The 23521-nt window shown below is 50.6% G+C and carries 23 protein-coding genes; 17 read left to right on the top strand and 6 right to left on the bottom strand.

Features of this window, described 5'->3' with window-relative positions:
* Nucleotides 1–11 precede the first annotated feature (11 nt).
* The 15 genes from Q7T66_RS03475 to Q7T66_RS03405 all read left to right on the top strand — a co-directional run bounded on the left by Q7T66_RS03475 (nt 12) and on the right by Q7T66_RS03405 (nt 16982).
* Nucleotides 12–128 (top strand): entericidin A/B family lipoprotein, encoded by a 117-nt coding sequence (locus tag Q7T66_RS03475; protein WP_304931906.1) that lies wholly within the window; start codon nt 12–14, stop codon nt 126–128.
* A 152-nt stretch (nt 129–280) separates the two neighbouring features.
* A complete protein-coding gene (gene leuD, locus Q7T66_RS03470) occupies nt 281–928 on the top strand; it encodes a 3-isopropylmalate dehydratase small subunit (RefSeq protein WP_304932319.1) in 648 nt (215 codons plus the stop codon).
* A 94-nt stretch (nt 929–1022) separates the two neighbouring features.
* Nucleotides 1023–2093 carry a 3-isopropylmalate dehydrogenase gene (gene leuB, locus Q7T66_RS03465; protein ID WP_304931905.1) on the top strand — a complete coding sequence of 357 codons (1071 nt, stop codon included), beginning with the start codon at nt 1023–1025 and terminating at the stop codon, nt 2091–2093.
* 62 nt (nt 2094–2155) lie between these two features.
* Nucleotides 2156–3268 carry an aspartate-semialdehyde dehydrogenase gene (asd, locus tag Q7T66_RS03460; protein WP_370691603.1) on the top strand — a complete coding sequence of 371 codons (1113 nt, stop codon included), beginning with the start codon at nt 2156–2158 and terminating at the stop codon, nt 3266–3268.
* 295 nt (nt 3269–3563) lie between these two features.
* The gene (locus Q7T66_RS03455; protein ID WP_304932318.1) at nt 3564–6332 is read left to right on the top strand and encodes a FimV/HubP family polar landmark protein; all 2769 of its coding nucleotides are present in this window, start codon (nt 3564–3566) and stop codon (nt 6330–6332) included.
* Between the two features lie 86 nt (nt 6333–6418).
* A complete protein-coding gene (truA, locus tag Q7T66_RS03450; RefSeq protein ID WP_304932317.1) occupies nt 6419–7246 on the top strand; it encodes a tRNA pseudouridine(38-40) synthase TruA in 828 nt (275 codons plus the stop codon).
* A gap of 111 nt (nt 7247–7357) precedes the next feature.
* Nucleotides 7358–8053 (top strand): phosphoribosylanthranilate isomerase, encoded by a 696-nt coding sequence (locus Q7T66_RS03445; RefSeq protein WP_304931903.1) that lies wholly within the window; start codon nt 7358–7360, stop codon nt 8051–8053.
* Between the two features lie 17 nt (nt 8054–8070).
* Entirely contained in the window at nt 8071–9342 is a 1272-nt protein-coding gene (gene trpB / locus Q7T66_RS03440) for a tryptophan synthase subunit beta (RefSeq protein WP_304931902.1), read from the top strand.
* Nucleotides 9343–9446: 104 nt separating this feature from the next.
* Nucleotides 9447–10244, top strand: a complete 798-nt coding sequence (trpA, locus tag Q7T66_RS03435; RefSeq protein WP_304931901.1) for a tryptophan synthase subunit alpha — start codon at nt 9447–9449, stop codon at nt 10242–10244.
* A 149-nt stretch (nt 10245–10393) separates the two neighbouring features.
* Nucleotides 10394–11266, top strand: coding sequence for an acetyl-CoA carboxylase, carboxyltransferase subunit beta (gene accD, locus Q7T66_RS03430; RefSeq protein WP_304931899.1), 873 nt, complete (start codon nt 10394–10396; stop codon nt 11264–11266).
* A gap of 97 nt (nt 11267–11363) precedes the next feature.
* On the top strand, nt 11364–12665 hold the full coding sequence (gene folC / locus Q7T66_RS03425; protein WP_304931897.1) for a bifunctional tetrahydrofolate synthase/dihydrofolate synthase: 1302 nt from the start codon (nt 11364–11366) through the stop codon (nt 12663–12665).
* Nucleotides 12666–12685: 20 nt separating this feature from the next.
* Nucleotides 12686–13525 carry an SPOR domain-containing protein gene (locus tag Q7T66_RS03420; RefSeq protein WP_304931896.1) on the top strand — a complete coding sequence of 280 codons (840 nt, stop codon included), beginning with the start codon at nt 12686–12688 and terminating at the stop codon, nt 13523–13525.
* Between the two features lie 36 nt (nt 13526–13561).
* Entirely contained in the window at nt 13562–14050 is a 489-nt protein-coding gene (locus Q7T66_RS03415; protein ID WP_304931895.1) for a CvpA family protein, read from the top strand.
* Between the two features lie 77 nt (nt 14051–14127).
* Entirely contained in the window at nt 14128–15648 is a 1521-nt protein-coding gene (purF, locus tag Q7T66_RS03410) for an amidophosphoribosyltransferase (RefSeq protein WP_304931894.1), read from the top strand.
* Between the two features lie 92 nt (nt 15649–15740).
* Nucleotides 15741–16982, top strand: a complete 1242-nt coding sequence (locus Q7T66_RS03405) for a cystathionine gamma-synthase family protein (protein ID WP_304931893.1) — start codon at nt 15741–15743, stop codon at nt 16980–16982.
* Between the two features lie 86 nt (nt 16983–17068).
* Here the strand turns inward: Q7T66_RS03405 and Q7T66_RS03400 are convergent, their stop codons facing one another.
* The 6 genes from Q7T66_RS03400 to Q7T66_RS03375 all read right to left on the bottom strand — a co-directional run bounded on the left by Q7T66_RS03400 (nt 17069) and on the right by Q7T66_RS03375 (nt 20735).
* A complete protein-coding gene (locus Q7T66_RS03400; RefSeq protein WP_304931892.1) occupies nt 17069–17665 on the bottom strand; it encodes a TIGR00730 family Rossman fold protein in 597 nt (198 codons plus the stop codon).
* Between the two features lie 131 nt (nt 17666–17796).
* On the bottom strand, nt 17797–18333 hold the full coding sequence (locus tag Q7T66_RS03395; RefSeq protein WP_304931891.1) for a phasin family protein: 537 nt from the start codon (nt 18331–18333) through the stop codon (nt 17797–17799).
* A 212-nt stretch (nt 18334–18545) separates the two neighbouring features.
* Nucleotides 18546–19043: an RDD family protein gene (locus tag Q7T66_RS03390; protein WP_304931890.1), complete on the bottom strand. Its 498-nt coding sequence runs from the start codon at nt 19041–19043 to the stop codon at nt 18546–18548.
* A gap of 16 nt (nt 19044–19059) precedes the next feature.
* Nucleotides 19060–19758 carry a DUF3106 domain-containing protein gene (locus Q7T66_RS03385; protein ID WP_304931889.1) on the bottom strand — a complete coding sequence of 233 codons (699 nt, stop codon included), beginning with the start codon at nt 19756–19758 and terminating at the stop codon, nt 19060–19062.
* A gap of 3 nt (nt 19759–19761) precedes the next feature.
* Nucleotides 19762–20169, bottom strand: coding sequence for a DUF3619 family protein (locus tag Q7T66_RS03380; protein ID WP_304931888.1), 408 nt, complete (start codon nt 20167–20169; stop codon nt 19762–19764).
* The gene (locus Q7T66_RS03375; protein WP_304931887.1) at nt 20166–20735 is read right to left on the bottom strand and encodes an RNA polymerase sigma factor; all 570 of its coding nucleotides are present in this window, start codon (nt 20733–20735) and stop codon (nt 20166–20168) included. The genes Q7T66_RS03380 and Q7T66_RS03375 overlap by 4 nt, the downstream gene beginning before the upstream one ends.
* 516 nt (nt 20736–21251) lie before the next feature.
* On the opposite strand from Q7T66_RS03375, the gene Q7T66_RS03370 reads away from it, so the two are divergent.
* Together Q7T66_RS03370 and ilvN are read left to right on the top strand one after the other, a co-directional pair.
* On the top strand, nt 21252–23009 hold the full coding sequence (locus Q7T66_RS03370) for an acetolactate synthase 3 catalytic subunit (RefSeq protein ID WP_304931886.1): 1758 nt from the start codon (nt 21252–21254) through the stop codon (nt 23007–23009).
* On the top strand, nt 23009–23500 hold the full coding sequence (gene ilvN, locus Q7T66_RS03365) for an acetolactate synthase small subunit (protein ID WP_304931885.1): 492 nt from the start codon (nt 23009–23011) through the stop codon (nt 23498–23500). Before Q7T66_RS03370 ends, ilvN begins: the two co-directional genes overlap by 1 nt.
* The last annotated feature ends 21 nt before the right edge of the window (nt 23501–23521 follow it).

Below are 23521 nucleotides of genomic sequence, written 5' to 3'. Positions count from 1 at the left end.
AGGAGAGAAAAATGAAAAAAATCGCTGCTCTATTGATCGCTTCGGCTTGGTTGCTGGCTGGTTGCAATACCGTTCATGGTTTCGGCAAGGATGTCGAACATGTAGGCGATAAAATCCAGGGTAAATAATCTGCGAACAAGTTAGTTTGCCGCGATGCGCTGAATGATTTCAGCGCATCGCGAAAACAAAGAAGTTGCTTGAAGTAGAAACTAGTTGTCTGGCATCGATATTCAAAATTACTGGCGACATCGTCGTCGATACGCATCAACAGTTGGGCACTATGGAAAAATTTAATATTCTTGATGGTTTGGTTGCACCGCTGGATCGTGCAAATGTCGATACCGACGCCATCATTCCAAAGCAATTCTTGAAATCGATACAACGTACCGGTTTCGGTCCGAACTTGTTCGATGAATGGCGCTATCTGGATCAAGGCGAGCCGGGCAAGGACAATTCAACTCGTCCGCTGAATCCCGATTTCATTTTGAATCAACCGCGCTATCAAGGTGCGCAAATTTTATTGGCACGCAAAAATTTCGGTTGCGGCTCCTCGCGCGAACATGCGCCGTGGGCCTTGAGTCAGTATGGCTTCCGCGCGATTGTTGCGCCCAGCTTTGCGGATATCTTCTTCAACAACTGCTACAAGAACGGCTTGTTGCCAGTTGCGCTGACTGAATTGCAAATCGATCATCTGTTCAATGAGGTCAAGGCCTTCCCTGGCTATCATTTGGTAATCGATCTGGAAAAACAAATCATCGGCACCAGTAATGGCAGCGTTGTCTATCCATTCGACATTGATGCATTCCGCAAATACTGTTTGCTGAACGGCTTTGACGATATCGGCCTGACTTTGCAAAAGTCCGACAAGATACGCGAGTATGAAGAGCGTCATCTTGCTGAACAACCTTGGTTGTCGAACACTATTTAACGACACGAATTGCAGGCTAGCTGCTTGCGATTTGTTGCGGCTGATTGGTAGCCGCGCGCTTTTATCCTTTTTTAAATCTTACTGAAGTTATCAAATGAAAATTGCAATTCTGCCGGGCGACGGCATTGGTCCAGAGATCATGAATCAAGCAGTCAAGGTAATGAACGCCTTGGGTGAAAAGTTTGAAACCGAAACCGTGCCAGTTGGCGGCGCGGCCTACGCAGAACAAGGTCATCCTTTGCCGGAATCGACCTTGAAAGTTGCGAAAGAAGCGAACGCTATTTTGTTCGGCGCAGTTGGCGACTTCAAGTACGACACACTGGAACGCTCGTTGCGTCCTGAGCAAGCGATTCTCGGTCTGCGCAAGCATTTGGGTTTGTTTGCCAACTTCCGTCCTGCGATTCTGTATCCAGAACTGGCTGGCGCCTCATCGTTGAAACCGGAAATCGTTTCCGGTCTGGACATCATGATCGTGCGCGAATTGACAGGCGATATTTACTTCGGTCAACCACGCGGCATGCGCGAAGCACCAGACGGTCCGTTCAAAGGCTCGCGTGAAGGTTTCGACACCATGCGTTACAGCGAACCAGAAATTCGCCGCATTGCGCACGTCGCATTCCAGGCTGCGCAAAAACGCAGCAAGCGTTTGACCAGCGTTGATAAGGCCAACGTACTGGAAACATTCCAGTTCTGGCGCGACGTTGTGACCGACGTGCACAAGGAATACAAAGACGTCAAACTCGATCACATGTATGTCGATAACGCAGCAATGCAATTGGTGCGCGCGCCTAAAGAATTCGACGTTGTGGTGACCGGTAATATGTTCGGCGACATTTTGTCCGATGCAGCCGCAATGCTGACCGGTTCGATCGGCATGTTGCCATCGGCTTCGCTGGATGCGAATAACAAAGGCTTGTACGAGCCATCACACGGTTCGGCTCCTGACATCGCAGGCAAAGATATCGCTAATCCATTGGCGCAAATTCTGTCGCTGGCGATGATGTTGCGTTATTCGCTGGCCAAGACTGAACAAGCTGACCGTATTGAAGCGGCTGTTAAATCGGTGCTGAAACAAGGTTTGCGCACGGTTGATATTTACGAAGCCGGCACGACCAAGGTCGGCACAACGCAAATGGGCGACGCAGTCGTCAAAGCGCTGGCTTGATTTTCTGAATCACGAGTTCGTAGTTTTTATTAATGGGCGCCGGATGCGCCTGAGTTAAGGAAATGATGATGAAAGTTGTTGGCTTAGTCGGTTGGCGTGGGATGGTTGGATCGGTCTTGATGCAGCGTATGCAAGAAGAGGGCGATTTCGACCTTATCGAACCTGTGTTCTTCACCACCTCGAACAAGGGCGGAAAAGCCCCTGCGATGGCGAAGAAGGAAACGACTTTGCAGGACGCCAACGATATCGATGCGCTGAAAAAATGCGACATCATCATTACTTGCCAAGGCGGCGATTACACCACCGAGATTTTCCCTAAGCTGCGCGCATCGGGCTGGGACGGTTACTGGATTGATGCGGCTTCGACACTGCGCATGAAAGACGACGCTGTCATCATCCTGGATCCAGTCAACCAAAATGTGATCACGGACGCACTGGGTCGTGGCGTTAAAAATTACATCGGTGGCAATTGCACCAACTCCATTTTGTTGATGGGCGTCGGCGGCTTGTTCCGCGAAGGTCTGGTTGAATGGGTCAGTTCAATGACTTATCAAGCAGCATCAGGTGGCGGCGCTAATCACATGCGTGAATTGTTGTCCGGCATGGGCGTGGTCCACGCTGCAGTCGCTGATGAACTGGCAACACCTTCTTCGGCAATTCTGGATATCGACCGCAAAGTTGCGCAAACCATCCGTAACGACGTGCCAACAGAGTTCTTTGGCGCGCCTTTGGCTGGTGGCTTGATCCCATGGATCGATGCACAACTGGAAAACGGTCAATCCAAAGAAGAATGGAAAGGCCAAGCCGAAGTTAACAAAATTCTTGGCAATACCAACACAATTCCAGTCGATGGCTTGTGCGTACGTATCGGTGCGATGCGTTGCCACAGCCTGGCGTTGACGATCAAATTGAAGCGCGATGTACCTTTGGCTGAAATCGAATCCATTATCCGTTCGGGTAATCAATGGGTGAAATGGGTGCCGAATGAACGCGCCATCACCGTCAAGGAATTGACGCCTGCAGCTATCACCGGTGGTTTGGAAATCGGTGTTGGTCGTGTACGCAAGCTCAATCAAGGACCGGAATACATTTCGGCCTTCGTCATCGGCGATCAACTATTGTGGGGCGCGGCTGAACCATTGCGCCGCATGCTGCGTATCGTGCTGGATCGCTGATACAGCCCTAATAGCCTCATGTGACGTTGTCACTACGCAACATAAACCCGCCAAATTCGCTCTATAAATGAGCGATTGGCGGGTTTTAAATTAGTTGCCAATATGGTTGCGCTTGCGCGCGTAAGTCCATGATGCTATGGTGAAAGTTCTTAGAAAAACGATAAATAAGCGTTGCTTGTGGTCCCCTACGTACGCTAACGGAATACTCTCCATGCCACTAAAAATGCGGTCAAATTCTCGCCCTAGCTTTTCCTCGTTCAAATTAAAGACACTCAGCGCGGCAGTGATATCCGCAGTGGTATTGTCAAATGCGCACGCCGCAGGTTTGGGGAAATTGACAGTTCTTTCGTCGCTGGGGCAACCGTTACGGGCAGAGATCGAACTGACCTCAGTTGCGCAAGATGAATTGGGTAGTTTGGTGCCTAAGCTGGCATCGGCCGATGCCTTCCGCCAAGCCAATATTGATCTGCACCCAGCATTGTTTTCCTTGAGATTTGCGGTAGAGCAGCGCGGCAATCGTCCTATCGTCCGGATTACTTCAACCCAACCTATCAACGAGCCTTACGTCGATATGCTGCTGGAACTAGGCGGCAATAAAAACCGTCTGGTACGCGAATACACTTTCCTGCTTGATCCGCCTGAGATGCGTGCTACGCGTCCAGCGCAAATAGCACCAATTACACGTCCATTAGCACCTGTCGCAAGACCGGTCGAAAGCATTCCAGAGCCAGTTGCACAATCTGCGCCGCCGCCGTCGCAAGCTTTGCCGCCGCCAGCTGCTAGCCAGGCACTTCCGCCGCCAGCACCTGAACCAGTTCCGCAACAAGCTGCACCACAACCGATTCGTGAAGTGGCGCCAGCACCGGCTCCAGTGGTAGCCAAACCGGTACGCACAGCTTCAGAGCCAAAATCTGATAATTCATCCGCGGACGAGTATCTGGTTAAAAAAGGCGACTCGCTGGCGAAAATTGCCAACCAATATCGCCCAAGCGGTGTCTCGCTAGATCAGATGCTGGTTGCCTTGTACCGCGCCAATCCTGATGCATTTATCAACAAGAACATGAATCGCCTGCGCGCCGGACAGATCTTGTCCGTGCCTGAAGCTGACACCGCAAAATCGGTGGGCCAATCAGAAGCGAAAGGCGTAGTCGTCGCGCAAGCAGCAGATTTCAATAGCTATCGCAATAAACTGGCTGGTCAAGTCGCTACCGCAGAAGCGAAAAAATCTGACGACGTCAAGCAAACTGCGGGTGGAAAAATCACCACCCGTATTCAGGAAGAATCCGCTGGCACAGCTGAATCCAAAGACAAACTGAAATTGTCCAAATCGGGTGCGACGACATTAAGCGCAGGCTCCGATAAAGCCGGTGCCAGCACTGAAGAGTTGATCGCCAAAGACAAGGCAATTGCAGATGCAAATGCTCGCGTCAAAGAACTCGAAAAGAACGTTAGCGAACTGCAAAAAATTCTTGAGATTAAAAACAAGGATTTGGCTGACCAGCAAAAACAAGCAACGGCTGCTGCAACACCAGCTGCGGTAGTTCCGCCAGTAGTGACGCCAGTGCCTGCTGCAGAAACACCTGCGGTAACTCCCCCAGTTGCCGAAGCTCCAGCAGTTGAAGCAACGCCGGCTCCAGTCGTTGAGCCAATAGTGCCGCCAGCTCCAGTTGCTGAAGTTAAACCTGTCGTTAAAAAGCCTGTCGTCGTTGCGCCACCGCCACCTGAGCCTAGCTTCCTGGATGACTTGATGGGTAATGCGATGTTCCTGCCGGGCGCAGCAGCATTGCTGGCTTTACTTGCCGGGTTAGGTATTTACAGTTCGCGTCGTCGCAAGCAAACCAAATCGTTTGAAGACAGCATCATTTCGGATTCCAGTCTTAAATCGAACTCGTTGTTTGGCTCGACCGGTGGACAAAGTGTTGATACCAATAACAGCGTATTCAATTCCAACTTCGTGCCTTCGGCTAGTCAGCTAGATACGAATGAAGTTGATCCGATTGCAGAAGCCGATGTTTACATCGCTTATGGTCGCGATGCGCAAGCCGAAGAAATACTGAAAGAAGCATTGCGCAATCAACCTGATCGTCATGCAGTACGCGTCAAGTTGCTGGAAATTTATGCCAACCGCAACGACGCACGTTCGTTCGAAATTTTGGCGAGCGAGTTGTACAGCATGACAAAAGGTGAGGGCGAAGACTGGGCGCAAGCTGCCAACCTGGGCATGATTCTGGATCCGAGCAATCCGTTGTACGCTAGCGGTGCCGGCTCAGAAAAAGGCGAGTCCAAAGCTGCTGCATTACTGGCGCCTACTCAGCCTTTTGATGCGATCGATTCGGATTTGCCGGCCGATACTAAAGAATCGGGTAGTTCCTTCGAAAGCTCTTTTGCAGAAAATAGTTTGTCCCTGCCAGAAGAAGACGAACACAAAACGATCGCTTCGATGGAACCGGACGTAGTCGAGGATCTCGACTTTGATCTGGAAGGTTTGGACATTGAAGATAATGACAAGAAATCGTCGGACGTAGCGCTGCCAAAAGCTGAGATGCCAGCGGATATTGCTGATATCGATTTCGGTTTCCTGGAAAATGACAAGCCTGCAGCTGATTTAGAAAAGACACCATCCGTTGCCAGTTTCGAAGCTGAAAAAGCATCCACGCCGGCAGCGTTTGCAGCGCCAGAAATCAGCGCGCCTGACGACTTCGGCCTTGATTTCCCAGCGAAAGAAGAGTCACCTGCAAATGTGAAAGCAGCAAATGTCGCAGCGGCGCCGGTGAAAGATATCGCTGCTGATCTGTCCGACATTTCGCTTGATCTGAATCCAGTTGCTGCATCACCATCTGCAGCTGCACCAAGTTTGGATGATGATCACTTCGCCCTGGATGGCGTCGATGAAGCAGAGAGCTACACTAGCAACGCTGAAATGGCGACCAAGCTTGATCTGGCGATCGCTTACCAGGAAATCGGCGACAAAGAAGGCGCACGCGAATTGCTGGAAGAAGTCGTCAAAGGTGGCAATGGCGAGCAATCCGAGAAGGCGAAAAACCTGCTGAGCAAACTCTCCTGACGAGCTAAAATGCAGTTCCGACGGGCGCAATGCACTGCTTGCGCCCGTTTTTCATTTTCAGTTTCGATTTTCGGACTATGTTTATCATGAATGGCGAATCAGACAGCTCAGGCCAAGCGAAACGTATTGTGCTCGGCGTGCAATATGATGGCGCGCCTTGGCAGGGCTGGCAGACGCAGCTCAACGGCTTGACGGTGCAAGACAAGCTGGAACTCGCTTTGGGGAAATTTACCCAGCAAGAAGTCTCCACATCATGCGCCGGACGTACCGATGCAGGCGTGCACGCAATCGAACAAGTGGTGCACTTCGATACGCTGCTGGAGCGTGATATGCAGTCGTGGGTACGTGGCGTGAATACTTTTTTGCCGTCATCGATTGCGGTGCGTTGGGCAACTGAGGTCGCGACCGATACTGACGAAAATTTTCATGCGCGCTTCAGCGCGCGCTCCAGAACCTATCAATACGTGCTGTACAACAATCAGGTACGTTCACCTTTGCTGGAAGGCAAAGCAGGCTGGGTATTCCGCACGTTGGATGTCGATAAAATGCGTGAAGCAGCTGCGCACTTGTTGGGCGAACATGATTTTTCCAGTTTCCGTTCCGTACAATGTCAGGCCAAATCACCGGTCAAGACGATGTATGCGATCAAGATCGAACAACGTGGCGATTTGATCATGTTTACGGTGCATGCAAATGCGTTTTTGCATCACATGGTGCGCAACATTATCGGTTCACTGATTTATGTCGGTAATGGCACGCAGCCATCGGCATGGTTGAAGGAACTGCTGGAAGCGCAAGATCGCAAAATCGCCGCGCCCACCTTTATGGCCGACGGTTTGTACCTTACTAAAATCGATTACGATCCAAAATGGAAGTTACCGCAAATCGATACACAGAATTTTCTATGGTCTTGAGCCTGAGATTAATATTCGATGCGAGATGTGATTGATCCTCATCTTGCACTTCATTCTTGATCTTAATACTCACAAATCATCACACATGTTTTTCAATAGGCTGGCAACACAATGACACATCGCACCCGCATCAAAATTTGCGGTTTGACTCGACCGGAAGATCTGGCAGGCGCGATTGCGGCTGGCGCTGATGCGGTCGGTTTCGTTTTTTATGCCAAGAGTCCGCGCTATATTCAGCCTGATGCTGCGGCGCAGTTAATTGCGCAGATCCCACCTTTCGTTACTGCGGTCGGTTTGTTCGTGAATGCCAGTGCGGAAGAAGTACAGGCAGTTGTCGCTCAGACATCAATTGCGATGTTGCAATTCCACGGTGATGAGACGGTAGACGAGTGCGCCGCCATCGCGGATGCAGTGAATCGACCTTTCATGCGTGCACTACGCGTAAAACCGGATACGAATTCTGCCGATTTGCTAAAATACGAGTCTGATTATCGCGCCGCCAGCAGATTATTCACCGGCTTGTTGCTGGATACCTATGTTGATAGCTATGGCGGCAGTGGAAAGGTCTTCGATTGGTCTCTCATTCCAGAAAGCATCGCGCCTCGGGTCGTTTTAAGTGGTGGCTTGAGCGTACAAAACGCGACTGACGCGGTCACGCGTGTTCGCCCGTACGCCGTCGACATCAGCAGTGGTGTCGAACGCGACAAGGGCATCAAAGATATCGCGAAAATTCGCGTCTTTATCGCCGCCGTGCATCTTGCAGATTCTGCTGAAACAGCACACGCAAATGCCACGCAGCCAGACTAAATAGTAAAGAGAACATCATGAAAGAATTTGAAGCCTTAGGCAGCTTTGCCGAGCGACAAGCAGTCATCGAGAGTGCATTACATCAAACCGCCTCATACAATTTTCCCGATGCCAAAGGCCACTTCGGCCCATACGGCGGCAGCTTTGTTTCAGAAACGCTGAGCCACGCGCTGGCTGAATTGAAAGAAGCGTATGCGCATTACAGCAAGGATCCTGCATTCCTCGCAGAATTTCATTACGACCTGAAGCATTTCGTCGGTCGCCCAAGCCCGATCTATCATGCCAAACGCTGGTCCGAAAAAATGGGCGGCGCACAGATTTACTTCAAACGTGAAGACTTGAATCACACCGGCGCGCACAAAATCAATAACGTGATTGGCCAGGCTTTGTTGGCACGCCGCATGGGCAAGCCGCGCATCATCGCGGAAACCGGCGCGGGTCAGCATGGTGTCGCGACCGCCACCATTTGTGCGCGCTTCGGCCTTGAATGCGTGGTTTATATGGGCAGCGAAGACGTCAAACGTCAGGCGCAAAACGTCTATCGTATGAAGTTGCTGGGCGCGACCGTGGTGCCGGTTGAATCAGGCTCTAAAACCCTCAAAGACGCGTTGAATGAAGCGATGCGCGACTGGGTTACCAACGTGGAAAATACTTTTTACATTATCGGTACCGTCGCCGGCCCACACCCATATCCAATGATGGTGCGCGATTTCCAATCTGTTATCGGCAAGGAATGCATAGAGCAAATGCCGGAAATGACCAGTCGTCAGCCGGATTATGTGGTCGCCTGTATTGGTGGCGGCTCGAATGCGATGGGTATTTTTTATCCATATATAGAACACAAGAATGTTCAATTGGTTGGCGTCGAAGCCGCCGGTGAGGGCTTGGAAACCGGCAAACATTCAGCCTCATTGACAGCAGGTTCACCTGGCGTCTTGCACGGCAATCGTACTTATTTGTTGCAAGATGAAAACGGTCAAATCATCGAGACACATTCGGTTTCGGCCGGCCTTGATTATCCAGGCGTAGGTCCGGAACATGCATGGTTGAAGGATTCGTCGCGTGCGCAATACGTGTCGGTGACCGATGAAGAAGCTTTGCAAGCTTTCCACGATTGCTGCCATATCGAAGGCATTATTCCAGCACTGGAATCCAGTCATGCATTGAGCTATGCCGCCAAGTTGGCAGCGACTTTGCCGAAAGAGCAGATCGTGTTGGCTAATCTGTCCGGTCGCGGCGACAAGGACATGCATACGGTTGCGGAACGTATGGGCTTGGACTTCGGTTAAGCACGGCGCTAACGGCAATGGATTCACATCCATTGCCGTTTTCATTTCATATGCGGCAGCAGTCGCGTGGCGCATTAAAAGATCATTGATTAAAGATAAAACAGATGTCCAGAATTCAGTCCACGTTAGCCGCATTGGCAGCGAACAATAAAAAAGGCTTGATCCCTTTCATCACCGCGGGCGATCCGTCGCCCGATCTGACCGTGCCATTGATGCACGCGCTGGTTGCAGGCGGTGCCGATATTCTCGAACTGGGCGTACCTTTTTCCGATCCTATGGCCGAAGGCCCGGTGATTCAGCGTGCATGCGAACGTGCACTCAAGTTCAATGTGGGTATGCGCGACGTATTGGATTTTGTAAGTGAATTCCGCAAGACCAACACGACCACGCCTGTCGTCTTGATGGGTTACGCCAATCCGATCGAGCGCATGGGCCAAACTGAGTTTGTTCTTGCTGCGAAAGCGGCCGGTGTTGATGGCACCATCGTTGTCGATTATCCGCCTGAAGAGTGCGAAGAGTTTGCCGCGACATTGAAGGCAAACGATATGGATCCCATCTTTTTGCTGGCACCAACTTCAACCGAAGAACGTATTCAACAGGTAGCAAAATTTGGTAGCGGCTTCAGCTATTACGTTTCGCTGAAAGGCGTTACCGGCGCGGCCAATATCGATATTGCTGAAGTGTCGCAACGCATCGCCGCGATTCGACAACACGTAAAATTGCCTATCGGTGTAGGTTTCGGTATTCGCGATGCTGCAACCGCCAAGGCAGTAGCGGCGGTATCGGATGCTGTCGTAATCGGCAGCCGTATCATCCAGGAATTGGAAAATACCCCACGCGAGCGCGCAGTAGAAGCGGTGCAAACCTTTATTGCCGGCATCCGCAAGGCGCTGGACGAATAAGGTGAAAATGTCTTTATAGACAAGTAAAATACCGCCGATCAGCTCATGGATAACTATTTGAGCTGGCGCAAGAAGAGAAAAAACACGCAATTGTGGCGAATATCCGTGCAAACGGTACAATTCGGCAAGTCAAAATGAAAGAGGTCACGATGAGCTGGCTAGAAAAATTACTTCCCCCACGCATTCAGCGTTCCGATACTGCCCAACGTAAATCGGTACCAGAAGGTTTGTGGGTTAAATGCCCGTCTTGCGAATCCGTGCTGTATCGCACCGATCTGGAAGCCAATATCCACGTTTGCCCTAAGTGCAATCATCACATGCGCATACGCGCACGTGATCGTCTGGATGCGTTGCTGGACGCAGGCGGACGTTATGACATCGGCCAGGAAGTACTGCCGGTCGATACACTCAAATTCAAAGACAGCAAAAAATATCCGGATCGCCTGAAATCGGCGCTTGAAGCTACTGGCGAAACCGATGCGCTGATCGTCATGGGCGGCTCCATCATGAGTTTGCCTGTCGTGGTCGCCTGCTTCGAGTTTGAATTCATGGGTGGTTCGATGGGTTCCGTCGTTGGCGAGCGTTTTGTACGCGGCGCACAAACTGCGCTGGAACAAAAAGTACCGTTCATCTGCTTTACGTCAACCGGTGGTGCGCGTATGCAAGAGGGCTTGTTGTCCTTGATGCAAATGGCCAAAACCACGTCGATGCTGACGAAGTTGTCGGAAAAGAAATTGCCGTTTATCTCGGTGCTGACCGATCCGACCATGGGTGGTGTGTCCGCTTCGTTCGCGTTCCTGGGCGACGTCGTGATTGCAGAACCAAAAGCGCTGATCGGTTTTGCCGGTCCACGCGTGATCGAAAACACAGTGCGTGAGAAGTTGCCAGAAGGCTTCCAGCGAGCCGAGTTCCTCGTGACCAAAGGTGCTGTCGACATGATTGTTGATAGACGCAAAATGCGTGAAGAAATCGCACGCCTGTTGGCATTATTGCAAAATCAGGCTGCAGACGTTCTTGCTTAATTGACGACTTGAACATAGAAGCCCGAACCGCAACCGGTTCGGGCTTTTTATTTTGCCATTCGCCATCACATACACTCTCTAACCACGATCAATTTGTATGGAAAATTATCCAACGACCTTAGCTGGCTGGCTCACGCTACTGGAAACGATGCATCCCAAAGCGATAGACATGGGTTTGGATCGCGTACGGCAGGTCAAGGACGCAATGGCGATTGAATTTACCTGTCCAGTGATTATCGTAGGCGGCACGAATGGCAAGGGTTCAACTTGCGCCATGCTGGAAGCTATCTTGTTGCGCGCCGGTTATCGCGTTGGTTTGTACACGTCGCCGCATATTTTGCATTTCAATGAGCGCATGCGCCTCAATGGGCAATCGGCGACGGATGCAGAATTGATCAATGTTTTCAACAAGCTTGACGTCATCCGTGGCGATGTATCGTTATCGTATTTTGAATTCACCACGCTGGCTGCGATGCAGTTGTTCGCAGATGCCGAACTGGATGTGGTGATTTTTGAGGTTGGCCTGGGTGGACGTCTCGATGCCGTGAATGTACTTGATGCAGATGTGGCGATAGTCACAAGCGTCGATATCGATCACACCGAATATCTGGGCGATACGCGCGAGAAGATCGGCTTTGAGAAAGCAGGTATTTTCCGCGCTGGCAAAACTGCCATTTGCGGTGATCCAGTGCCGCCACAGTCGCTGATCGACCATGCAGAACAAATCGGTGCCGACTTGTGGCTCTTCAATCGCGATTTCAATTATTCCGGCGACAAGTTGCAATGGAATTTCAGCGGCCGCAGCGGCCGTCGTAATTCACTGGCGTATCCGGCTTTGCGTGGTGCGAATCAGTTATTGAATGCGTCAGGCGTGCTAGCTGCGCTGGATGCCTTGCGCCTGCGTTTACCTGTCGGTGCGCAAGAGGTGCGGACTGGCTTGGCGCTGGTCGATTTGCCGGGACGTTTTCAAGTATTGCCGGGGCAGCCAACGATTATTCTGGATGTGGCGCACAATCCGCATGCTGCCGCTACGCTGTCGCAAAATCTCGGCAATATGGGCTTTCATCCTTATACCTACGCCGTGTTCGGCTCGATGCAGGACAAGGATATCGCCGGCGTGATTGAGCACTTGAAAGGGCAGGTCGATCACTGGTGCGTTACCGATCTACCGTTGCCGCGCGCTGCTACCGCAGAAGAGATACGCGAAAAGCTGATTGCCGCTTATGTTGAGTCACCAGCAGCTGGTGATACCGAACGCAGCATCCAAACATTCGCCACGCCTGCAGAAGCTTTTGCAAATGCCATGAGCCGAGCGGGCGAGAATGATAGAATTACGGTTTTCGGATCCTTCCTTACAGTTGCAGGCGTAATGGAATTCCGACAATCCGAACATCACTAACGAATTTCACTCTATATCGTATGGGCTTGTTCTCGTTTCTTCGTAAAAAACAGCAGGAATCCTCGGTCGGCAATAGCGATTTTTATTCGCAAGCCGACGAAGAGCAGCCGAGTGGTCGCAGCAGACGCAAGCAAAGCAACAAGCGTACAGAGGCGGTCGATCCAGTATTGCCAGAAAAGAAACGTGCGCGTCGCCGCTTGATCGGTGCGATCGCTCTGGTACTCGCGGCGGTAATCGGTTTGCCGATGATTCTGGATTCAGAGCCCAAGCCTCTGTCCGACGATATCAATATACAAATTCCATCCAAAGATACGGCCGCGCCGATTGCACAAAGCAAAGCGCCAACCACGCAAAAGAATAGTCAGCCAACGGCAGAGTCGCTTTCTCCTGATGAGGAAGTGCTCGAAGCACCTGCATCACAAGTCGCGGCCAAGACCGAAGTCAAACCGGAAGAAAAGCCAGAAGTAAAAGCAGTCGAGCCGGAGAAAAAGCCACAAGTTGCGAAAGTCGAAACACCAGAGCACAAGGTAGCGACACCGCCAACGATAGCAAAAACAGATCATTCGGATGAAGCAGCGCGGGCCCGCGCCATCCTGGATGGAAAAGCGAATACCGCTGCACCAAAAGCATCAGGAAAAATTGTCCTGCAGGTCGCTGCTCTCGCAACGCAAGATAAAGTGAATGAGCTGCAAAAGAAATTGCAGGGCGCTGGCCTGAAATCATTTACGCAAAAAGTGGCGACTGAATCCGGTGAGCGGATTCGGGTACGCGTAGGCCCATTTGCAAATGAGGCTGAAGCTGAAAAAGCGCGTGCCAAATTGACCAAGCTTGGTTTGACCGGCAAACAGGTTCCGGCTTAAGGTGCAGTTAAATGCGTGGCTTGAAGTAAATCGATAGTGACGATTTTTGATTATCTGGTTTTATTTGTACTGATCTGTTCCATCGTGATCAGTACCTTGCGGGGATTGGTAAAAGAAATTCTGTCCCTGTTGAGCTGGATCGTGGCGTTTGTAGTTGCCAACGCATACGGCGAGTCACTGGCAGAGTTATTGCCGAATATGGTGCCAGGCAGTACGACGCGTTTGATAATTGGATTTATTGCATTGTTCATCGGTGTGCGCATCCTGATGGGCTTGTTGACTATGGCTTTGAATGAAGTCGTCAAAGCGACCGGATTGACCTTGGTAGATCGTGGTCTTGGCGGTTTGTTCGGTTTGGCGCGTGGTCTGGTGATTGTGCTGGCAGCTGTACTTTTATGCGGCGTGACGGCGATCCCTGAACAGAGTTTTTGGAAAGAGGCGTTATTCAGTCCGTTGGCAGAAACTGCTGCGCGTACTGTGATCCCTTTCTTGCCAGGTGATTTGGTTAGTCACATAAATTTTTGATTTGCAGGTGCTCTATGGCTCGCAATAGTTTCACGCTTAATTCGCAGTTTTAATTTGTTCAAGTTGAGGAGTCCACCATGTGTGGCATTGTTGGCGTCGTTTCTCACAATCCAGTTAATCAATTAATCTATGATGCCTTGCTGCTGTTGCAGCATCGTGGTCAAGATGCTGCCGGTATCGCAACTGATAACGGTAATACATTCAGCATGCACAAGGCCAATGGCCTGGTACGGGACGTTTTCCGTACTCGCAATATGCGCTCGCTGTTCGGCAACTCGGGTGTCGGTCAAGTCCGTTACCCAACTGCCGGTTCTTCCAGTGCAGAAGAAGCGCAACCGTTTTATGTCAATGCGCCTTTCGGCATCATCCTCGCGCATAACGGCAATCTGACCAACTGGGAACAGTTGAAGATTGAAATGTTCAAGAACGATAGACGCCACATCAACACCACCTCCGATTCGGAAGTATTGTTGAACGTGTTGGCACATGAAATTCAACAAGCGACGACCGGTTACTCGCTCGATCCTGCGGCGATTTTCAAAGCGGTATCGATGGTGCATAAACGCGTACGCGGTTCATATGCAGTGACCGCACAAATCGCTGGTTACGGTTTGCTGGCTTTCCGCGATCCGTTCGGGATTCGTCCTTTGTGCATCGGCTTCAATGAAACCGAACAAGGTACCGAATATCTGGTGGCCAGTGAGTCGGTCGCACTGGAAGGTTTGGGCTTCCGCTTCTTGCGCGATGTATTGCCAGGCGAAGCAATCTTTATCGACCTTGACGGCAAACTCTACAATCAACAGTGTGCAGAAAATCCAACGCTGAATCCTTGCGCGTTTGAGTTCGTTTATTTCGCACGTCCTGATTCGATTATCGATGGCGCATCGGTCTATGCAACGCGCTTGAAGATGGGCGAATATCTGGCCGAAAAAATCGCACGTGAATTCCCGCTGGGCGATATCGACGTGGTGATGCCGATTCCTGATTCCTCGCGTCCTGCAGCGATGGAGTTGGCGCACAAACTGAATATCGAATATCGCGAAGGCTTCATCAAAAATCGTTACATCGGCCGTACCTTCTTGATGCCGGGACAAGCGATCCGCAGCAAATCGGTACGCCAAAAATTGAATGCGATTGGTTCGGAATTCAAAGGCAAAAACGTGCTGCTGATTGATGACTCCATCGTTCGTGGTACGACCAGTCGCGAGATCGTGCAGATGGCGCGTGAAGCTGGTGCGAAAAAAGTGATGTTCGCATCTGCTGCGCCACCAGTTAAATTCCCTAACGTGTACGGTATCGATATGCCTACGCGTGCGGAATTGATTGCATATGGTCGTACTGATGAAGAAGTTTGCCGCGAAATTACTGCTGACGCGTTGATCTATCAAGATATCGATGCATTGAAGCGTTCGATTTCTGATGTGAATCCAGCGTTGAAAAGCCTCGAAGCTTCATGCTTTGATGGTGTGTATATCACGGGTGATATTTCGCGTGATTATCTGGATCGTATCGAGTTTGCGCGTAACAATCCTAAGCCGGAAACCACTGATGACGCAATTCGCTCGCAACTGAACTTGAATCTGGCGCAGGTAGATTAATCACTTTGCTGCTGTGACTGTGTATTAATGCCTGCTCGGCGTATTTGTTACGCACGCAGGCATTTTTTATTGTCCTTCCTGAATTGTTTACGATGACTGAATCTAAAAAATACGGCTTTACCACAACAACGTTGCACAGCGATCGCCAAAAGACGATCGAGCATGGCTCACTGCACAAGCCTATCCATACCTCCGTTACCTTCGGCTACAACGATGCGCGCGAATTGGCGACCGTTTTTCAAGGCAAGCAATCCGGCTATCGCTATGGACGTCAGGGCAACCCGACCGTGTCGGCACTGGAAGACAAGATCACCAAGATGGAAGACGGCTTGGGCACGATCTGCTTTGCAACCGGCATGGCAGCAATCGGTGCGGTGACGCAGGCCTTATTGCGTGAAGGCGATCATGTTGTCTCGTCGGCCTTCCTGTTTGGTAATACCAATAGCCTGTGGCAAACAGTCGGCATTCAAGGCATAGACGTGTCTATGGTAGACGCCACGGACGTCAAACATGTGGAAGCGGCGATCACGCCAGCGACCCGCATTGTGTTCGTCGAAACCATTGCCAATCCACGCACGCAGGTTGCCGATCTGGCGCGTATCGGCAAGTTGTGCGCCGACCGCGGCATCGTCTACATCGTCGACAACACGATGACCTCGCCGTATCTGTTCAACCCGAAAACCGTGAATGCCAGCATCGTCATCAACTCGCTGACGAAATCCATAGGCGGTCATGGCAACGCATTGGGTGGCAGCCTGACCGACACGGGTTTGTTTGACTGGTCAAAATTTCCAAATATTCTGGAAACCTACAAACGCAATCCCGCGCCGCAATGGGCATTGGCGCAAATTCGCGCGAAAGGATTGCGCGACTTTGGTGGTTCGCTCGGGCCAGAAGCCGCACATCATCTGGCGGTGGGTTCAGAAACCATGGCCTTGCGCATGGATAGAGAATGCAAAAATGCGCTGGCCGTGACGCAAATGCTTGAGGCCGATCCGCGCGTTGCAGCCGTCTACTATCCGGGATTGGCCTCGCATCCGCAGCACGCAATCTCTACTGAATTGTTCCGCGCCTATGGCAGCTTGTTCAGCTTTGAATTGAAGGATGGGATTGATTGCTTCGATTACCTGAATCGTTTGAAGCTAGGCGTATCGGCCAGTAATCTGGGCGATACACGTACCTTGGTGATTCCTGTGTCTCACACTATTTTTTATGAAATGGGTGCTGAACGTAGAGCCAATATGGGCATCGCTGAATCCTTGATACGCGTGTCGATTGGTATTGAAGATACTGATGATTTGGTGGAAGACTTCCGCCAGGCGCTGGATGCTTAATTTGTCGCTGGTTTGAAGTGAATATAAAAAATGCCGAAGAGATTCGGCATTTTTTTATTGAGCTGCTATCGAGCTGTTTTTTAAGTTTAAGGCAGCAAGGTTTTAGCCGCCAACGAATCCAGCACCTTGGTACTGGGTTGCGGCACGAAGGTTTGCAACCTGCGCAACAAGTCTGCGGCATTAGTTTCATGCATCATCAAGTCTGCCTGATTCGCTTTTACAAAACCTTGTGCTACCTGGTTTTGCAGAAAGGCGATCAATCCATCGTAAAAGCCATCCACATTCAATACGCCTATCGGTTTTTCATGAAAGCCGAGTTGCGACCAGGTCAGTATTTCGAACAGTTCTTCCAGCGTACCTATGCCGCCTGGCATTGCAATAAATCCATCTGATAATTCCGCCATCATGGCTTTGCGTTCATGCATGTCTTTGACGACATGTAGATGCGTCAATTGATTGTGGCCGACTTCCTTGTCCATTAATGCTTGCGGAATAACGCCGGTTGCTTCGCCGCCTAAACGCAAGATTTCATTGGCGATCACTCCCATCAATCCGACATTGCCACCACCGTAAACCAATGCAATGTTTTGCTCGACCATTTCTTTGGCGAGTGAACGCGCTGCATTTGTGTAAATGGATTTGTTACCGAAGGAGGAGCCGCAATAGACGCAAAGGGATTTCATGATGGTTAGTAAATTTCAAGAAAACTGGTGAACAATAAGCTATGAGTAGCGGAAACAAAAGCGGGGTTGTGCATTTCGGCATCAACCCCGCGGTTAAAACTCAAGACGATGCTTGCATCATTTATCTGAGCTTACTTTGCTGCTTTCGCTGGCGAGCGTTTGGCGGTTTTTTTAACTGCGGCTTTCTTTTTTGCCGCTGGCTTTACTGATACTTTTTTTGCGGCTTTTTTAGCAGGAGCTTTCTTGGCTGCCGGCTTCTTGCTGGCTGGCTTCTTGACCGCAGATTTAGTCAGATCGTCTATGCGCTTGTGCAGTGCTTGTAACTCTTTTTGCGTGCTTAATCCTAAGCTGGTCAATGAACGCGTGACGGTTTGTTCAACGACTTGTTCCAGCTTGCCCCAGGAGTCGGAGGCTTGCTTGCCGATGCTGTTGGTAATCGAAAAGAATCCATCAGACAAATCCGAGGCTTTTTCCTCTGCAGCTTTGCGCGTGCTTTTTTGAAGGCTCGAACCTTCTTTAGCCAAGCGGGAAATAACTTTGCCGCCTTCTTGCTGGGTTTTTGCAAGCGCATCGATTCCGGCTTGCCAAATCTGTTGGGCAGAAGCTTGCACGCCGTTGCTCAATTGTTTCGAATTTGATTTCGTTGTTTTGTTCGATTTCTTTGCCATGTGACTCTCCGTTCCTGGTTAATCAAAATGTCATGGTTGGCATCTCACCAAGCCAGTGAAAATGCCGCAAACGCAATCAATTATAGTTGCAATAAGCATGTGTGCACATGCATTGCCTAGGCGAGCAGAATCGCACATTTTTTGTGTGCGTATTCCATATGAGAGAGGTGTGCTTGATCGCGCTGCAGATATCGGCAGGTACCGTATCGTTTTTATTTTGACTTGCTGATTTCTATCAGTTTGGTACCGGCGATGCGGTCGTGCAAAAACTGTTGGCTTGGATGGATGCGCGCAGTGAGTGCCCAGGCAACGACATTGGCAAATACGATGGCAAGAGAGGTCCATGCTTTTGCATCCAGCGCCCATGCGATGGCGAGGCCGGGTACGAACCACAGCCATGCGAGAAAGTAGCGGGCGAGGGCGCGTTTGAATGTCACTGCGTTGCCATCAAGAGTGACCAAGCGCATACGCCATGTTTTCATCGGCAAGGTTTGCCCACTGTGTACCCAAAACCAAATGAAGTAAGCACCGATGACGAAGAACAGCCAATACTGCAGAGCATGGCGGAGATAAAGTGCGTGACGTTGCTGAAAAATCGGGGAAAAGATCAGACCTGCAATTGCCACTACGCCGAATAGCAGCACACCTTCATACATCATTGTGGTCAGACGGCGTTTGATTGTGGGTGTATCAGAAGTGTCGAATTGCATTGTGCAAACGGCTCAATCAAGGCGTAGAAGAAGATAGCGGCATTGTAGACGGTTGAATGACTTCTGCGGTAGGAGAAGGCTGTTTTGTATGAACAGATGGCGAGACGGCATTTTTTGTTTGTACGCCGGCCGGGCCCGTGTGCAGTCGCGGCGGATTTACAATTTGCTTTTTAGGCGCAACGGTGGCGGCCAACTGCTGTTTTTTTTCTTCAGACAGTTGTTGGTATTGCTCCCATTGTTTGGCGCGCTGCTCCGCGTCCAACTTTTTGACGCGGTTGTAGCTTTCACGTGCGAGACGTCGTTGTTCCGGTGACAATTTGACCCAATCACGCATGCGATCTTGCATCCGTGCTTGTTCTTCAGGCGACATTGAAGCAAAGCGATTTGCCAGCTCCAGCCATTTTTCCTTGCGGAAAGCATCCAGTCTTGACCAATCGCCAGCCAATGGCGCCAGCGCTTGTTGCTGAGCGGCGTTTAACTTGCTCCACTCTGATTTTGGTGCAGGTGTAGGACGGGCTTTAACAACTGGTTTGGCTACAGTCTGCGTTGTATTCGCTGCAGGCGTTGCTGGAGTTGTTACGACCTGCGCATTAGCAGGGGTAGGCGCGGTTGGAGCCGGCATGGCTTGCAATACGCCTGCCAATGTCATGGACACTAGCAGCGCAGCGATTTTCTTCGGATGATTAGCACCCATAGAAAAAATCCATGCCTTCATTGCCTAGTCCTCTCCCTTGGCTAAAAATGCACCAAAGCCATTATCCAGATAAGCGGACAAAGGTAAATCGTCTGTTAATACTTCTGCATCAATGGCTGCAGATTCAATAATTTGCTGGCGCTGCTCGAATTGATAAATACCCATCAAACCAAAAACCAGCGCAGCAAGTGGAATAACCAGGCCGGCACGGCTGATCCATGCAAAAAGTTTAGGCGAAGAGGAGCCTGCCGAGTGGCCAGCGAAGGCTGCTTGCGGCACAACGACATGGACGGCAGAGTCTTGTTTCTTGCGTAATAGCGCGATATTGCGCGCCGATGCAAGGCGTTCTACGGTTTTTGTCGGCAAATCGGCAGCACTTTGATCCAAGGCGTGGCGCAATTTGTAGGCGAGGTCTAACTCTTTCGTTTTCATAAATAGATTCCTTTGGCTTTCAGTGCCTGGGCCAAGGTATGGGTTGCGCGGGAACAGTGTGTCTTAACGCTTCCCTCGGAACATCCCATGGCCGTAGCTGTTTCAGCCACGTTCAGATCCTGCCAATAACGCATCAGGAAGGCTTCGCGTTGACGTGCCGGGAGATTTTGTACTTCAGTTTCGATAAGTTGCAGGACTTGCTTGCGTTCCAGCTTGCCCAAACCGGTCTCGGCACCATAGCTGCCTTCCTCCGCTTCGACCATATCCATCGCATCGAAGTTTTCCTGGTCTTCCTGTTTATTTCCAAAGCTGGAAAACAGGCTGATCCATGAGCTGCGGACTTTTTCGCGTCGAAAATAATCGCGTATCGTGTTTTGTAAAATGCGCTGGAATAGCATAGGCAGCTCGGCTGCCGGCTTGTCGCCGTATTTTTCAGCGAGCTTGATCATGGCATCCTGAACAATATCGAGCGCTGACTCTTCTTTGCGTACCGCATAGAGGGCTTGCTTGAATGCGCGACGCTCTACGTCTGCAAGAAAATCCGAAAGTTCTTTGTCAGTTGCCATGGGATGCAGCGAATTCGATAGAGAGCTGCCGGAGATATTGCTGGATTAGATGCCCATATTATAAGGGCGACCACTTTTTCAAACTGCACGCATGCTAGCAAAAAAGCCTCGTTTGTGGGCAATTTTTGCGCAAAATCCTTGATTTCAAACAGCTTTCCTTGAATTTCACTTGACCGGAATTGTGCAACGCAGTAACGTATCACTCCCTTCGTCACCTCGAAGGGATCCCATGGTCTTTTTGCATGTTGCGCATGATGCAGTTTTGTAAAAAGACGCGCTTCAAATTTGAAAGCTGTTTGCTCTAACCCGTGCCACAAGCGCGAGAAATTCGCAATCCTGCCTCAGAAACTCCGGCCGAACGAGTCGCGTTAAGCGTTTGTTTGAAGCACATTCACAGATGTGTAACGAATCGACGTGACCGCACAAAAAAGGGACGCCTCAGCACTGACGCAGTTAGCGGTTTCAATAGGAGAGAGCATCCGATCAATTTCCAATGGACCTTGAAAGGACGTTAGCATGACCTCAGAAACAAGCACGACCGCAGTTAGCAATAACAAAATCGGTGAAGAAATCACCGGTGCAGAAATCGTCGTACGTTGCCTGGCCGAAGAAGGTGTTGAACATGTGTTCGGCTACCCGGGCGGGGCGGTGCTCTACATCTACGACGCAATTTTCAGCCACAGCAAATTCCAGCATATTCTGGTGCGCCATGAACAGGCCGCCGTGCATGCTGCTGACGCCTATTCCCGCAGCTCCAATAAAGTCGGCGTTTGCCTCGTGACCTCAGGTCCGGGCGTTACCAATGCTGTTACTGGTTTGGCGACTGCGTATATGGACTCGATTCCAATGATCATCATTTCCGGTCAAGTGCCTTCGCACGCGATCGGTCTGGATGCATTCCAGGAATGCGACACGGTCGGGATTACCCGTCCATGCGTCAAACACAATTTCCTCGTCAAGGATGTCAAGGATCTCGCCGCGACCATGAAGAAAGCATTCTTCATCGCGACCACCGGCCGTCCAGGCCCGGTGCTGATCGATATTCCTAAAGACATCACGATGCACAAGTGCGTTTTCGAATATCCAAAAGAAGTCGAAATGCGCTCGTACAAACCGGTCGATAAAGGCCACGCTGGTCAAATCCGTAAAGCGGTGCAACTGCTGTTGCAAGCTGAACGTCCGATGATCTATACCGGCGGCGGCGTGATTCTGGCGCATGCATCTGAAGAACTGAACAAGCTGGTCGACAAGCTCGGTTTCCCTTGCACCAATACCTTGATGGGTTTGGGAGCATACAAGGCATCGAGCGACAAGTTCGTTGGCATGCCAGGCATGCACGGTACTTACGAAGCCAATATGGCTATGCAGCATTCCGACGTGATGATTGCGATCGGTGCGCGTTTCGATGATCGCGTGATCGGCAATCCAAAACATTTTTCATCAACGCCGCGCAAGATCATTCATATCGACATCGATCCATCGTCGATTTCGAAACGCGTCAAAGTTGATATTCCTATCGTCGGTAACGTCAAAGAAGTGCTGGTTGAATTGTTGGCGCAACTGGATGCGGCCGAAGCCAAACCGAACAGCGTCGCATTGTCCGCATGGTGGAAGCAGATCAACGAATGGCGCGCACGCGATTGCTTGAAGTTCACGAATTCGACCGAAGTCATCAAGCCGCAATCGGTTATTCAAAAGGTGTGGGAAGTCACCAAAGGCGACGCTTTCATCACGTCTGACGTTGGTCAACATCAAATGTGGGCGGCGCAATACTATCCGTTCGACAAGCCACGTCGCTGGATCAATTCCGGTGGCCTTGGCACGATGGGCGTCGGCTTGCCGTACGCGATGGGCGTGCAAATGGCGAATCCTGATGCAACGATCGCCTGTATCACTGGCGAAGCATCGATCCAGATGTGTATCCAGGAGCTGGCGACCTGCAAGCAATATCACCTGACACCAAAAATCATTTTGTTGAACAACCGTTTTCTCGGCATGGTTAGGCAATGGCAACAACTGGAATACGGTTCGCGTTATTCAGAGTCGTACATGGATTCGCTGCCAGACTTCAACAAACTGGTTGAATCGTATGGCCACGTCGGCATGAAGATTGAAAACCCGGCCGACGTCGATGGTGCATTGAAAGAAGCATTTGATATGAAAGATCGTCTGGTATTCATGAATTTCATTACAGATCAAACCGAAAACGTCTGGCCTATGGTCAAGACCGGCAAAGGCTTGACTGAAATGTTGCTCGGTTCGGAGGATCTGTAATGCGCCATATTATTTCCGTACTGATCGAAAATGAAGCGGGTGCATTGTCCCGCGTGGTGGGTTTGTTCTCCGCACGTGGTTACAATATCGAAACGTTGACCGTCGCTCCAACTGAAGATGCAACCTTGTCGCGCATGACGATCGTCACCACCGGCTCGGACGATGTGATTGAACAAATCACCAAGCATTTGAACCGTTTGATCGAAGTGGTCAAAGTGGTCGACCTGACTGAAGGCGCGTTTATCGAACGTGAGCTGATGCTCATCAAGATTCGTGCCGTTGGCAAGGAACGTGAAGAGATGAAACGCACGGCGGATATTTTCCGTGGTCGCATCATCGATGTCACCGACAAGACCTACACCATCGAGTTGACCGGTAACAAAACCAAGCTCGACGCGTTTATCGATTCTATCGATCGCACAGCTATTCTGGAAACTGTCCGTACAGGCGGTTCCGGCATTGGTCGCGGCGAACGCATTTTAAAAGTCTAAGTATTTGCAAGATCAAGCAGT

Source organism: Herminiimonas sp., from assembly GCF_030655415.1.
The sequence above is the reverse complement of the archived record's forward strand: the minus strand, read 5'-3'. Positions and strand labels throughout refer to the sequence as shown.